A 15,129-nucleotide genomic window follows, 5' to 3' on the forward strand; every position below is an offset into this window, starting at 1 on the left:
CCTTGGAGGAATCAGTAAGAAAACCTTCTCCATTATCCAGATAGGTTATTCAATTTTAGAAACGCGAAAAAACGTATCATGCAGCTTTGCATCTAGGTTTATAAAAAAAAGCATCTGTTAATACAGATGCTTTTTTTATACATTTTGCAGGATATTAAAGCACAACTACATTTACTGCGTTAGGCCCTTTTTTTCCTTCTGTTACTTCGTAACGCACTTCATCGTTTTCACGAATACTTTCTGAAAGACCTGAAGCGTGAACAAAAATTTCACTTCCGCCATTTTTTGGTGTTATAAATCCAAAACCTTTTTCTTCATTGAAGAATTTTACTGTACCTTCTTGCATATTAAATTATTTATAAAGGGATAAATCTAAGCAATTTAATTGTGTACAACTAAAAAGATACCAGATAATATTTAGGATATTGAAATTATATAATAATTTCAATAAATTATGTAAATATTGTAAATGACACAAAATATAATTCTGGTTCAGGACTTAAGGATCTAATCCTGTTCAATCTTACTAAAAACGGAAGAAAAAAATTACTCGCTCATAATACAAAAGAGCCGTCCGGCAAGACAGCTCTTTTTAGTCTACAAATTCTATAACTAATTCAAATTTAAAGAAACATAAGATTTTCTTTTAGAGACTATTAAAATCAAAGTGAAGAATTGCCGTTCTTATAGTGCTAAAATGCTATTTTGAAGCATTCTGATCTGTTTTAGGCTGCATAACGACTTCGACTTTATCGGCGTTTAGCAATACTTCAGCTGCATATTTTTTAATATCTTTTACCGAAATAGATTTGATCAATTTCTCATATTCATTACTGCTTAAGAATTTATCATTGGTTTTCAACTGATCAACGATCGTGTTCATCCAATAAGAATTTGACTTAATATTCTGCTGATTGCTTTTTATCAAATCTTCTTTTATATCTGATAAATCTTTATCCGAAACGTCATTTTTTGTAATAATGTCCAGTTCGTCATATACAATTTGAAGCAGTTTACTGTCTTTTTCAGGATTACAGTCAAAGCTTACGCGAAGTGAAAAAACCGGAGATGGATTTTTAGACAATGAACTCTGCGTTTGTACACCATAACTTCCGCCCTCGTCTTCTCTAATTTTGTCCAAATAACGTTTGTCTAACAATTGAGAAAGCATATACGCCATAATTTGGTTTTTCTCTGAAAATGCTGCATTTCTATTTTCCAGATGTACATAAATACTCGTTTTAGGAACGCTCATTTCTCTGATCAGTTTTTCTTTTACAAACCCTTTTGCTGTTCCAATTTTATGATCTATAAATTTTTCCTGAGTGTGATTTCCTGCTACATTTCCTAAATATTTATTGATTACTTCAAGGTCATTTTCAGCAATATTTCCAACAAAAACAAAAGTAAAATCAGAAGCATTTGAAATACGCTCTTTATAAATTTTAGAAGCCTCATCAAATTTCAGTTCTCCAAGATTTTCTTTGCTTAAAAGAAATGTTCGTTTACTGTGATTAGTGTCCAACAAAGCAATCGTATCGCCAAATATTTTACTATTGTTTTCCGTTACATTTTCAAGTGCATCTCCATAATAATCAATGATTCGTTTGTATGCCGTAGTTTCAAATCTTGGATTTTTAAAGTATAAATAAGTCAGTTCTAAAAGTGTTTCCAGATCTTTTTTAACGGCACTTCCGCTGAATCCTTCATAATGTTCCCCAATAAACGGACTCACTTTAACTGTTTTTCCTGAAAGCTGTTTTTGTAAATCTGTCACTTTAAAATCACCCAAGCCAGAGTTTTTGGCTAAAACCGTTGCAATCTGTGAAGACGGCAAATCTTTTTCGGGCAATAAAGAAATTCCACCCGGACTAAAAGCTGAAAAAAGAATCTGGTCCTGCGCCAAAGTTGTTGGGTAAATAATTACTTTGGCTCCATTATCTAAAATATATCCTTTTGCTTCTTCAATTCCTTTAATTTCAAATCTCTTAACAATTGGTTTCTCCGTAAGGTTATCTGTTACCAAAGCAGTATTTGCAACTGTTTCGGTGTAAGGTTCTAACTTTTGCTCTTTTACTTTTTTTATTACCGTAGTATAATCTGTTTCAGTTGGATAGGTAACATTTTCTTTTTCTGGTCCTGAAACGGTTAAAACCTGATTTTTTTCTGTTGGAAGTGCACGAAACACTTTATTGATTTCATTTACGTCTACATTAGCCAAAGTCGTTTTTACAAACGCTGCTTCGTCTTCTAAACTCATTACAGGCGAAGCTTCTAAAAAGTAATTCTGCAATTGCGAAGCCCAGTTTTCATTACTGATCTTATCTTTATTTTTTAACTGATTTTCATAACCCGTGCGCATATTTTCTTTTACACGGTCCAGTTCTTCTTTTGTAAAACCATTTTGAATGGCACGCTCATATTCTGTATAAGCCTGTTGAAAAGCTTCTAATAATCTTCCGTTTTTAGGATTTACCGTTAAAGTAAAAAAAGACGTTAAGCGTGTCAAACCAGAATAGCTCAAACCTGCTCCCAACAAAGCCGTTTCATTATTTACGGTATATTCTTTAAGACGATTATTCATCATTTGCAAAGCCAGTTGTTCTGCAATACTATTTTCAAATGCTGCAAGATCCTGGACAAGCGGTTTATTCTTTTTAAAGTTTAATGAAATAGATGTTTTCTGCGCTTCTTTGTCTACAGCTAGTTTATACAACAATTTATCATTGTCGGGAATAGTCTCATAAGTTCGCTCTGCAGCATTTGAAGGCATCGGAATTGAACCCATTATTTTCTTCACCTTCTCTTCAATTTTTGCAGGATCAATATCTCCCACAATAATTACGGCCTGATGGTTTGGCAGATACCATTTTTTATAATAATCTCTCAGTTGTTTGTATTTAAAATGCTCTATAAGATCCATGTCTCCCAAAACATCTCTTTTTCCGTATTTTGAACCGTTGTAAATGATAGGTTCAAGCTGCGAACCAATTCTTAAATCGGCATTTCTTCTTGTACGCCATTCTTCGTGAATTACTCCTCTTTCAGCATCGATCTCGGCATCTTTTAAAGATAAAAAACCAGACCAATCGTGTAAAACATATAAACACGAATCTAATAACGCAGGATTTTTAACCGGTACATTACTTAGATTATAAACTGTTTCATCATGCGCAGTATAAGCATTAATGTCACGCCCAAACGTTACACCGTGTTTTGCGAGCATATTGATAATGCCTTTCCCTTTAAAATGCTCCGTTCCGTTAAAAGCCATATGTTCCAGAAAATGCGCTAATCCGTTTTGATTGTCATCTTCTAAAATGGCACCCACATTCTGAACGAAATAAAAATCGGCTCTGTCTTTAGGCCATTCGTTATGCAGAATAAAATATTGCATTCCGTTGTTTAAAGTGCCATGAACTACATCTTTCCGCAGTGGAATTGTAGTTTTAAACTGCGCTGAAACCTGAGTTAAACCCAGTATTATAAAATGCGCCAGAAATAGTTTTGCTTTCATTTTGGTTGATATTTTTGTTCTTCTTTGATTGATTTATTCTTGAATTGTAATTTGAAAATGGTATAGGAAATTCCTGCTGTTGATTTGAAGGTCTCAAAAGAAACCTTCAAATGACAGTCTTTGGATTATAATAACATACAGGCTTGTACTACATCCAGTCTGGTTTTGCTGCACCTTTTAGATAATAATCAAAATACTGCTGCATTTTGATTGTCCAGTCTTTTTTGTTTGCGGCATCTTCAAGCGTATGTCCTTCTTTTTTGTAGTTCACCAATAAAGCATTTTTCCCTAAACGACGAAGTGCAAAAAATAAGGATTGCCCTTCCTGATAAGGCACAGCGCGGTCATTATCATTATGAAAAATAAGTACGGGGGTTTTTATATTCTTAGCAGAAAAAATCGTGGAATTTTTAATATACCCGTCCAGATTATCGTATAAAGAACTTCCCATACGGTATTGATCGGCTTCGTATTTAAACATAGTCGAAATACCATTTGATCGCATAACAGGATAATTGGCCGTAAAATTACTTACTCCGGAACCTACAATTGCACAGCTGAAAATATCTGATTTTGTTAATAAAAATGATGTTTCGTAACCGCCAAAACTATGTCCCTGAATCCCGATTTTTCCTTTTTCGGTAATGCCTTTTTCAATTAAATATTCAACACCGCTGATTACGTCATTGTAAACACTGTTTCCAGGATCTCCGTAAGTGTAATGTACGTCTGGCTGAAAAACAATATATCCCTGGCTCACTAAAGTTGGAATATTGATGTTTGATGTACTAACCTCAGGAGCTTGATAGACATTAAAATCTTCCGTATGTTTTTCGTAAAAATGAACGATAACAGGATATGTTTTTTTACTGTCATAATTGTCCGGAAGGTAAAGATTACCTTGATTTTCTTTTCCGCTAAAGCTTTTCCATGTCAATACTTTTGAAGTTCCCCAAGCATATTCTTTTTGCTGCGGATTGATATCGGTAATTTTTTGCTGAGATCCAAAACTAGCCGTTCCCCACCATAAATCCGGAAAAATAGTATAACTTTCTTTTGTAAAAAGTATGCTTGAATCATCCCCTGAAACAGTTTCAATTTTTACATTATAATCAGGATTTGCAAATACCTTTGTTATAGAATTGTTATTGGTTAATTTGTAAACTCCTTTGGATTTATGCACAATATCAAAACCTATTAAAGTAATTGACTTTCTATTGTCTAAATCGCCAATAAAACCATTTTCGTTATAACGAAGTTTTATATTGTTTTTTCTTCCATATCCCTGCGTTATAGAATAAGCCTTTTTTTGATTGGTAAGATCAACTGCCCATAAATCAAACTCATCATAGAGAACAACTGTATTTCCGTTGTTTAACCAGCCTGCGATACCAAATGCAGTATTACTGGATTTCATATCTACATCATCATCAGAAACAGGGTAAGGAATTTGCGAACTTATGTTTTTAAATTGCTTAGAAGCGCTGTCAAAAACAGTCCATATTTTTTCTTTTTCATCATAAAAAATAGCAAAACTTCCCGGCGGATTCCAGGATATACCGCCAAAAACTCCTGTCAGCACTTTTGTAGATTTTCCAGTTGAAGCATCAATCCAATAAATATCATTGCGTTCGTTAAAAGTCCAGTCTACTTCTATTGTGTACGGTTTTTTATCAATTGCAAAAATGTCTTTAAAATTACCCGATTCAGGGATGATTACCTGATCAAATTCGCCAGTTGAAGCTACTTTAATAACTTTCTTGTTTTTTATATCATAAATAAACTTTGGTTCGCTTGGAAGTGTTTTTGAATTTCGCAGCATTTCTTGTCTGCGTTCCATACTTCCCTGATTGGATCTCCAAATTTCAATATTTGATCTGGCAATCTGGGTATTTTCCTGACGCTTATTAGAATTCACCAACAATACAATAAAATTGCTGTCTTCATTTAATCCGTAAGCTGTTTTTGAAATTGAAAAGTCAGGATCGTTTAACGCAATATCATCATAATTAAACACTGGTTTTGTTGAATTTTGAGTCAGATTAAAATAATATACCAAATTGAAATCGGTGCTGTTACTGCCTTTTAGCGTAAAAGTACCGCCATCTTGTTTTTCATTTAATTGAAAATCACCAAAATCAGCTGCTTTTCCGCTGTAAACAGTTTCTTGTTTACCGCCTGGAATTCCGTGTTTTAAATAGGCTTTGTCTTTTTCTATTTGCACATATACAATCGCCTGGTTTTTTAAAAAACGAGATGATTTTACGTTGTTTACAGAAATACTGTCGTTACTTTCTAAATTGTAAAAAACCACACGCTGTAGAAAAAAATCTCCTTTAACAGCTTCTGGGCGTGAATAATACAATAAATCTGTTCCGTCAAGAGTATTGGTATAATGCTTGCTTTTCCAAAGTTTTTTTACACCTGTTTTTAGATTTTGCAAAAGCGTACTGTCATTTTTGCTGTACTGAATCCAGTCTTTTTTCCCAATGAATTTTAAATCACTAATATCATTCAACACCAAACGTTTTCCTTTTGGAGCTTCCTGAATAATGGTTTGTTTTTCATTTTCCTTTTCTTCATCCTGAAAAACGGAACTGTAAGAAATCCATTTACCATTGTATGACAAAGATTTATTGCTAATTCTTTGCCATGATTGATAAGCCGCTTCGTCGACCGTTTTTTTCTGTGCAGATAAACTATGTACACTCAGTGCGAGTGTACATAGCAAAAGTATATTTTTCATATTTTTTTGATTTTCAAAAAGAAATTACTCTTTCTTTAAAGCATTAATCACTTCTGTAAGTTCATCAACAAGCTGACCTGGATTTCCTGAATATCCTTCGGAAGTAAAACGAATCTGCCCGTTTTTGATCACCACTTTTCTTGGAATCCCGCTTGATTTAAAGATCGCTGCGTATTTAGAAAACGATTCGTTATTCGTTCCGCCGCCTTTTTTCATTAAATCAAAATAAGTATCCAGTTTTAATCCTTTTTCTTTTAAGTAAGCCAATGCTTCTTTTTTGTATCCTTCTTTGGTTTCCTGCGTACTGATAAAATAAACCTCAACTTGTTTGTCTTCTTTGAAGTTGTTTACCAATTGCTGCATTGCCGGAAATGCTTTTTTACAAGGTCCGCACCAAGTCGCCCAAAAATCAATTACGATAATTTTTCCACTGTCCAAAGCCAGCTGTTTTGCTTTTCCGTCTGCTGTCTGCACTTTAATCGCCGGTGCGGGAACGGGATTCATTAAAGCAATTTTTTCTTCAGACTTGTTTTCTTTTTTCAACTGCTCTAAATAAGCAGGAAAATCAGCTTCTTTTTTTCCTTCTTTTAAATACGCTTCTTTTAATTTAGCAGTTAACGCTTCTGATAAAGTATTGTTTTTTGCTGCATTTTTTAAAACTTCGACAGTCGGTTTGTTTAAGGCTTCTAAGGCTCTTACATGAATGTCGTTTATACTTGCTTTTTCGTAACGTTTTGCAAATGGCAGCAATTCAAAAGTTTCTAAAACTTCTTTGTATTTTTTCAGCATGTCGTACATACGAATCTGAATCACTAATTCGTCGTTAAGTCTATCTTTAGCATTTTCATTTGCCTGATTTGGAGACCAGTAAATTCCCTGCATGTATGATAAGTCGTTTACTTTTTGCTGCATCAGTTTAATCATAGGCACAGCCATTGTTTCTATAACCGCAGGATCTACCACTTTCAAATACAAAGCTTTAGAAATATTCTGGTGATAAGCATCGTTTAGATTAGCAAAATTCATGGTTGGAATTAAAGCTAAAATACTTTTGTAATCTTTGATTTCAAAATAATATCCAAATTGCGTTTTTACAATATTATCATAGAAGTACTTTTGAGAATCTGGCACATCAGAAGTGTATGGAAAATCAGTTAAAAACTGCGTTATAACTTTGTTTTTCTCTGCAGCATCTGCAATTGGCATAATTTTTTGATACGCTTTAAATCTTTGAAAAGCGCCTTTCGGAAATTGTTTTTGGATTACAGTTTCAAGAGAATCTGATTTAGGCTGATCTTTTAGCTCAAATTTGTATAAATTGTAAACTTTTAGAAAAACTTCCTCAGGCTGGCCGTTCATTTTCTTTGTGAAATCTCCTAAAAAATGATGTCCTAATGCATCAAATTTTTCTGGTTTCTGAGCCTTTAGTACTTTAATGTACGTATCAATAAATTTTGGAAAATTGTTACCGTGATCTGCTACTTCTTTTTTTAACCAATATTCCGTAGCATCTCCATCTATCGTAAAGTCTTTAAAATAACCGCCAAATTCAGAATTGAAATCCTTGTTTCTAAAAGTTGCCCAGGCTAAATCTGCTCCCGGCATTTTTACTTTTGGCTCCTTAAAAACAACCAAAAGATAACCGGTGTCTTGTCCCGTATCTGTAACTAAACCGTTATCTGTATTTCCATAAAATTTGAAAGCCATAAAGCCGCAGTTTTTTGGAACGGTGTATTCTACATTCCAAACAGCGCCGTTTTTCTTCATTTTAAGATCCTCGATTTCCCATCTGTAATCATTAAATACGTAGGCATAACCATTGATTTCTTTGATGTTTTCCAAAGGCCCGCCTTTTGCATCGTAAGTCATATTTAAAGCCATTCCCGGAATTGGAACATCTACCATTCCTTGTAATCTGGATTTAACTTCCTGAGCAGAAATCTGTATGGTAAAGACGCAGAACGCCAATACCAAAAATTTGATATTCATTATTTTTTTTAACATTGTTGTTGTTTTTAGTTCCCCAACTCTGGGTTTAAATCAATATAATTTTGATTGATTGGAAATACATATCCGTCGCTATTAGGTTCCAAATTATAAGTCTGTCCCTTAAAAACTCTGGTATATGTTTTTTGATAAAGGGGATCCAGATTTAATCTTCGCTGATCAAACCAACGGAAACCTCTGCCTATAAATTCTTTTTGTCTTTCAATCAGCGCCAGGTCCAGAGCCTCTTTACTTGTTCCGGCAGAAACCTGGTAAACCGTACCCGATTTGTAACGTTTTGCCCTTACAATATTCAGGTTATCAATTGCTTCTTGTGTTTGTCCTAATCGGGCGTAACACTCGGCAGAAATTAAATACATTTCCGGCACCGATACTCCAACGTTAATTCCGTTAGTATAACTATATCTGGTCATACCAAATCCTCTACCCGTGTAAGTAGGAAAAAAATTGCTGCCTGCTATTGTATAATAATTGTAACGCAAATCATTGCTGTCAAAACTATTTAATAAATCATTTGATAAAGGAGATCCGTCATAAGTAGTCAACAAGGTTTTTGAGAATATAACTTCGGGATTCTGAACCAAAACGGGATAGCTGTATGCTGTAGCTAATTCTTTAAAATCTATCAAACCGTTTTGCAAAGCCAAAGCTTTTTGTGCATTATCCAGACTTAATTGGTAAGAGCCCATATAAAGATAAGTTCTTGCCAATAAAGCATAAACCGCTCTTTTTGACGGCAGGACATTAAATGGTGCTGCATCCTGAATATCATTATCCAAAGCACTTTTTAAATCTGAAATAATTTGATCGTAAACCTGACCCACCGTACTTCTGTCTAATTTTGAAAATAATTCGGGTTTTAATAACAATGGAACTGCTTTTGCAGAATTATCTGAAGCCGGATCAAATTGCGGACTATACGTATTTACCAGTTGTAAATAGGCAAACGCTCTGTGAACAAAGGCTTCAGCATAGATTTCTTTTTTTTCTGCGTCACTTCCGTCCTGACTTCCCATTACTCCGTCAATAATTACGTTGCTGTAATAAATAGCCTTATATAAACCGTTCCAGTCTGAGTCACCCTGAGACGGATCGTATATTTTGTCCTGCCAGGTATAAGCATTAGACCAAATAGTCGAAACGCTATTTTGGTAGGTTGTTGGAAATTCTGCATCGGCGCTCGCAAGCAGATAAATTCCTCCTGCAACAGTCATGCTTTCATAATTGTTCGCCAAACCTCTGTAATCAGATGTATATTTTAAGATTCTGTTGTTTCCAACGGGTTCTACTTCGACATAATCTCTACAAGAGTTTAATAAAAGTACCGGCAGGAAAATATATAGTGTGAATTTTAGCAATTTCATAAAATCTATTTTTTAAAATTAAAAACTACAATTAAACTGTAAAGTATAATTACGCTGTGGTGCAAGTGTATTATAGTTATTATTTGATAAATATTGAGGATCAATACCCTGGTCATTTTTAACCCATAATAAACCTAAATTTCTCGCTGCAAAATTGAAGCTTAACGACTTTATAAAAGTTTTTGCCAGCCATTCTGAAGGAACATTATACCCTAATGATATTTGCTGTAATCGAATATTATCTGCAGGCAGCACATTGATATCGGCCATTTGATAACGATTTAAACTATTAAAACTAATATTAGTTAATCCCGGAACATTGGTAACAGCTTCGTCTCCGGCTTGTCTCCAACGATCTGCAATAAGTTCGTCTTTTGCGACAGCACCATATTGAGCACCAGAATAAGTAGGATAGTTTTGTAAAACTGTGTTTCTAAACACATGCCCCATGAAATACGTAACCTGTACACCCAATGTGAAATTATGATACGAGAAATCATTCATTAACCCACCAAAATAAGGCGCAACGGTGGTTCCCATATATTTCAGGTCATCCGGAGAAACATTCGCGATACCTTGGGAAGCATTTATAATTGTACCATCTTTTTTAGAAACGGTAGATTGTCCTGTTTCATCCAGACCAGCCCACTTATAAGCGTACAGGTATCCTATTGTTTCACCCAATATCGGACTTGAACCAAAATACTGGTTTGTAGATGTAGCCTTAAAACGAGAATCTGTTACTTCGTTGGTATTATACGCAAAATTGAAATTACTGTTCCATTTGAAACCTTTGTTAATAATAAGTCCTCCAATATTTACATCAACTCCGTGTCCTTCAAGTGTTCCTGTATTGTAATTTAAATAAGACCAGCCATAGGTTGGATTATAAGGTATATTGGTTAAAATATCTTTTGATTTTTTGTAATAAAGATCAACACTTCCGCGTAAGCGATTATTAAAAACGCCATAATCTAAACCAAAATTAAGAGTCGATGTTGTTTCCCATTTAATTTCAGGATTTTCCGGTAATGAAATAGAAGCTGTTGGCAATTGCGTATTAAAATCAATAGATCCAACCGAAATGATAGCACTTTGACTTCCGAATCCGCCGCCGGGTGCACTTCCCGATTTACCATACGTAACTCTTGCCGATAAATTGTCTAGCCAGCTTACTTCTCTTAAGAAAAATTCTTTATTAATATCCCATTTACTTCCCACGGACCATAATGGTAATGCTCTGTTTTTTCTGGAAGCTCCAAGTAAATTATAATCATCAAAACGTACACTTCCAGATATGTGGTATCTGTTCATAAAATCATAAGACCCTAATCCGTAATATGATAAATAACGGTCTCTGTATTTACTGATGCTATTATCTGAAGTTCCAATGTAAGTCTGCCAACCATAGATCGTAGTATAATATGTTGTCGGGTTTACAGATTGTGATGAATTTGTATCGGTATTATAGCCATAATATCTTTGGCTTGATCCTTCCCTACGCTCTTCTCTGATTTCTGAACCGGCTAAAAAGTGCAATCCATTATTTTCATTGAAATTCTTATTGATATTCATTTGAAAACGCATGCTTTGAGATTCATTAGATGTAGTCATATTATACAAATATGCTCCAACTGGTATACCATAAACCAATTTGCCGGCAGTATCTACTGAGGTCGCTTCATTGATCATATTTCGAACATAATAACTGTCCTGCTCGCTCAAAGATTTGGTTTTGTTGCCAATTGAAGTATACATTCCAGATGCTTCAAAATTCAGCCAATTGTTTACTGTAGCTGTTAAACTGGCATTCAATCTTATGTTGGCTCCTTTTGTAATTACATTCGAATAATTTAATTCATCCAAATAATTATAAGACCATGGCAGATATCCTTGGCTTTCAAATCCTTTTGCAACTTCTGGTCTGAAAAGAATATAACGGTCAACACCATTTCCATTTTCATCGGCAATCATGTCATAAGGACGCAATGCGGTTGATGAAACATTGGATAAGGCTTCATTGGCAACGGTATTGGCCTGAAAACTGGAAGAAACGTAATTTATTCCTGTGTTTAATTTTAAAAAGCTTTTCAGCTGAAAGGAATTATTTAAGGTTACATTATATGATTTCGATTGGTTACCTCTCATGGCAGCCTCATCTTTATTATAACCCAAAGACAAGTAATAGGTGCTTTTTTCACTTCCGCCGCTTACAGACAAATCATATTGCGTGGTTAATGAGTTTCTTAATAAATATCTGCCAATCTGATCCAGATTATCATTTTGCGAAAGCTTATTTAGCAATTGATCTCTCTCTGATATTGAAATTGTTCCTCTTTTTTGCTGAAACATAATTTCCTGAGCAGCGCTGGGATTTTTACCTTGCCAATTGCTGATATCGTCTGCTGCAAATCCGCCATCAACCAAATCTTTTTCATAGTCAATATACTGAGCTGTATTCATGACACGCAATTTGCTCAAATCGATTTTATCACCTACTGTAGTTGTTGTGCTGAAATTGATTGTAGGCTCTGCTTTTTTACCTTTTTTTGTTACTATAACAATTACACCATTGGCAGCACGAGAACCCCAGATAGAAGCTGCAGCGGCGTCTTTTAAAACTGTAATACTCTCTACATCGTCCGGATTAATGTAACTTAAGATCGATTGTCCGGGAACTCCTCTTTTGCTTAAATAGAAATCACTTATAGGCTGAGGAAAACCATCGATAACGATAAGTGGAGAATTTGCTCCATAACTATTTGTTCCTCTAATGGCTATATTACCTGTTCTTGGATCTACACTTACCCCCGCCATTTTTCCTTCCAGTCTCGATGCAATATCTACTGTAGGGACTTGTGCAAGTTCTTTTGCACCAATAACTTCAAAAGCTCCTGTTACTCTTTCTTTAGGAATATCGGTGTAACCGTTTGAGGCTACTACTTCAACTCCTGTTAACTCGGTAACATCAAGACTTAAAATAACTTTTATGTTTCTTTGATTGTTAATGGCAATTGTTCTCGGTTTATAACCTAAATATTCAAAACGAAGTGAATCATTGGCCGCTAAAGTTACTCGGAAATCACCTTTTTCGCGGGTAATATCCCAAGCTTGTTTTCCTACTACTATAACATTAACACCAACTAACGGATTTCCTGTTTTATCGGTAACAATTCCTGTAACTTCATATTCTTCTTGTACTTGTTGCTGCGTTTTTTTATTTTTCTTTATAACAATTTGCTTGTCAATAATAGTATAAGTTAACCCTGTATTATACAAAGCCGTGTCTAAAATTTCAGGAACGGTAGCGTATTGATTAATACTTACTTTTTTAACAGAAGATAATAAATCATCATTGTAAAAAAATACGTAATCGCTTTTTTGCTGAATCGTTGTAAAAAGTGTTTGCAAAGAAGCTCCCTGAACCTTTACTGAGATTTCATTTTGTGCTTTGGCAACGTTGGCGTAGATACTGGTTAATCCTAAATACAGAACTAAAATGAATACTCTCATAAATAAAATAAAAGTAAGGTTGATGATTTTTTTAGGCAATAGAGAGCCTATATCATGATTTTTATTCATAATTTTGTTTTAGTTTATCGATAATTGCAAGTGCAATTAAAATTTTACATAAGCCAAGAGATGTTCGAGCATCTTTTGGTTTTTTTTTGGTCTGGTTAGATTATTTTATTCTCAGGTTTTATCTTACATCATAGGCACTCACAATTTATAGTCATTAATAATTAGTTAATAGTTATTTCCCTGGTTTCAGCATTATAAACGAACTCAAAACCCGTTGTGGCTTCTAATGTTTTGACCACTTTATCTAAATCATCATTAAGTTTGAAAGCCCCGGAATAGGTTTCGGTCTGGCTTACTTTTTTATTCATGACAAAATCAACATTATAATAGCGTGTTAGTTTGTCTAATACTAATGGAAGTTTTTCCTGCGAAAATTCATAATATCCTTTTCTCCATGAAAATAAAGGCTCTACATTCTGAACAGTGGTTTTAATAGTCTGCTGTTTTTTATCTAAAGCCGCAATCATTCCCGGTTTAAGAACAGTTTGAAGTGTATCATTATTAAAAAACCCTTTTTTTGCATAAGCAATCTGTACTTTTCCTCTTAATAATGCGGTTGAAACTTTTGCATCTTTAGCATAACAGCTTACATTAAACAATGTTCCTAATACACGTACACTATAATTGTTCGCTGCTTTTACAAAAAATGGTTTTGCTGCATTATGTGCTACATCAAAAATTCCTTCTCCTTCCAGAAATACCTCTCTTGTATCTTTATCAAAAGAAGTAGGATAAATCAATTTAGAACCAGAATTCAGCCAAACCAAAGTTCCGTCGGCCAGACTAAGCTGCGCTCTTTTTCCGTAAGGAACCAAAACCGTATTGTATTGGGCTTCGAGAGATTTTGTTTGTTTTATCTGCTTATTATTGACCTTAACTTTATTTCCTGATGCATCATAAGCAATCGTTGAGCTGTCACCAACTGTTACAGATTCCTTATTGGATAATACCAGTTTGATTTCATCACTTTTTTCAAAAGCAGTTCGGTCAGTCTTATTGCTGTTTGCAAATTGTTCAATCGAACTTATTTCATTTTGTTCTTGTTTAGATAGAACTGTAATAAGTCCAAGGCCTACAAAAATTACTGCGGCAACGCTCCATGAAAGTATATGAAGTTTTTTTCTTCTGGTTTGCTGTTTTTCAAACGCAATGCTCTCCGCAATCCTCGCTTTTAAATCGGCTTTATCTTTTTTTGGTAAAATTTTGAAATTTGGGTACAAAATATTTTTCTTTTAGATTCTCTATATTGCTATAAGAATCAAAAGGCAAAAACATAGACAAAAAAAATAACGTTTTTTTAAAGTTTTTTTAAAGTTTAGCCCGAATCTCTTTTAATGACCTGTAAATCAATGTTCTACAAGATTCCAAGCTAATTTCTAAAGTAGAAGAAATTTCCTCATAAGATAAATCTTCACTAAATCTAAGGTGAAGGGCGTAACGCTGTTTTTTGGTCAGAGAAGATAAGGCCAATGCTAAACTGGCATTCTTATTTAAGGCAGTTTCGCTAAAGATCAATTCATCTTCTGCTGAATCTGTTCTGTAAGCATCTTCTGAAACAATATCAAGACGCAAGGTTTTGGATTGCGATTTTAGTTTTTTGAAAATATCGTTTTGAAGTATTTTAAAAAGATAGGATTTAACCACTACATCTGCTGCAATTGTAGTGCGGTAACGATGAAGATCAACAAAAATATCATGTATGGCATCCTGCACTAAAGCTTCGTCATTAGTGTATTGCATTCCAAATGTAAAGAGTGCATTTATATACCGATCATATAATTGATGATAAGCATGAACATCTCCCTTTTTTATTTGGTGCCATAAATCAATATCTCTTTTTTCATTCTCCATTGAGATTTTCCTGCCTTTAAGGGTTCTTTTCAGCACAAAACTAAAGAATTTAAAAAATTATC

8 protein-coding genes are annotated in these 15,129 nt (G+C 34.2%); all 8 read right to left on the reverse strand.

The annotated features are described in order from the left end of the window. Positions 1 to 154: 154 nt before the first annotated feature. The gene (locus RT99_RS00500) at positions 155 to 346 is read right to left on the reverse strand and encodes a cold-shock protein (RefSeq protein WP_042562756.1); all 192 of its coding nucleotides are present in this window, start codon (positions 344 to 346) and stop codon (positions 155 to 157) included. A 354-nt stretch (positions 347 to 700) separates the two neighbouring features. Continuing rightward, positions 701 to 3,517: a pitrilysin family protein gene (locus RT99_RS00505; RefSeq protein ID WP_042562757.1), complete on the reverse strand. Its 2,817-nt coding sequence runs from the start codon at positions 3,515 to 3,517 to the stop codon at positions 701 to 703. A gap of 148 nt (positions 3,518 to 3,665) precedes the next feature. Next, on the reverse strand, positions 3,666 to 6,263 hold the full coding sequence (locus RT99_RS00510; protein ID WP_042562758.1) for a S9 family peptidase: 2,598 nt from the start codon (positions 6,261 to 6,263) through the stop codon (positions 3,666 to 3,668). Between the two features lie 24 nt (positions 6,264 to 6,287). After that, positions 6,288 to 8,267 (reverse strand): TlpA disulfide reductase family protein, encoded by a 1,980-nt coding sequence (locus RT99_RS00515; RefSeq protein WP_042562759.1) that lies wholly within the window; start codon positions 8,265 to 8,267, stop codon positions 6,288 to 6,290. A gap of 11 nt (positions 8,268 to 8,278) precedes the next feature. Beyond that, positions 8,279 to 9,634, reverse strand: a complete 1,356-nt coding sequence (locus RT99_RS00520) for a RagB/SusD family nutrient uptake outer membrane protein (protein WP_042562760.1) — start codon at positions 9,632 to 9,634, stop codon at positions 8,279 to 8,281. Between the two features lie 18 nt (positions 9,635 to 9,652). Next, the gene (locus tag RT99_RS00525) at positions 9,653 to 13,216 is read right to left on the reverse strand and encodes a SusC/RagA family TonB-linked outer membrane protein (RefSeq protein WP_052483461.1); all 3,564 of its coding nucleotides are present in this window, start codon (positions 13,214 to 13,216) and stop codon (positions 9,653 to 9,655) included. Positions 13,217 to 13,377: 161 nt separating this feature from the next. After that, positions 13,378 to 14,436 (reverse strand): FecR family protein, encoded by a 1,059-nt coding sequence (locus tag RT99_RS00530; RefSeq protein WP_052483462.1) that lies wholly within the window; start codon positions 14,434 to 14,436, stop codon positions 13,378 to 13,380. An 88-nt stretch (positions 14,437 to 14,524) separates the two neighbouring features. Further along, the gene (locus RT99_RS00535; RefSeq protein WP_131494889.1) at positions 14,525 to 15,103 is read right to left on the reverse strand and encodes an RNA polymerase sigma factor; all 579 of its coding nucleotides are present in this window, start codon (positions 15,101 to 15,103) and stop codon (positions 14,525 to 14,527) included. Positions 15,104 to 15,129: the final 26 nt, after the last annotated feature.

The organism is Flavobacterium sp. MEB061, assembly GCF_000834715.1.
GTDB classification, from domain to species: domain Bacteria; phylum Bacteroidota; class Bacteroidia; order Flavobacteriales; family Flavobacteriaceae; genus Flavobacterium; species Flavobacterium pectinovorum.

What these genes read in the sequence shown, in the direction of transcription:
- RT99_RS00505 (WP_042562757.1), bottom strand. Translation starts at nt 3,517, where the DNA reads ATGAAAGCAAAACTATTTCTGGCGCATTTTATAATACTGGGTTTAACT.
- RT99_RS00500 (WP_042562756.1), bottom strand. Translation starts at nt 346, where the DNA reads ATGCAAGAAGGTACAGTAAAATTCTTCAATGAAGAAAAAGGTTTTGGA.
- RT99_RS00520 (WP_042562760.1), bottom strand. Translation starts at nt 9,634, where the DNA reads ATGAAATTGCTAAAATTCACACTATATATTTTCCTGCCGGTACTTTTA.
- RT99_RS00510 (WP_042562758.1), bottom strand. Translation starts at nt 6,263, where the DNA reads ATGAAAAATATACTTTTGCTATGTACACTCGCACTGAGTGTACATAGT.
- RT99_RS00525 (WP_052483461.1), bottom strand. Translation starts at nt 13,216, where the DNA reads ATGAATAAAAATCATGATATAGGCTCTCTATTGCCTAAAAAAATCATC.
- RT99_RS00515 (WP_042562759.1), bottom strand. Translation starts at nt 8,267, where the DNA reads ATGTTAAAAAAAATAATGAATATCAAATTTTTGGTATTGGCGTTCTGC.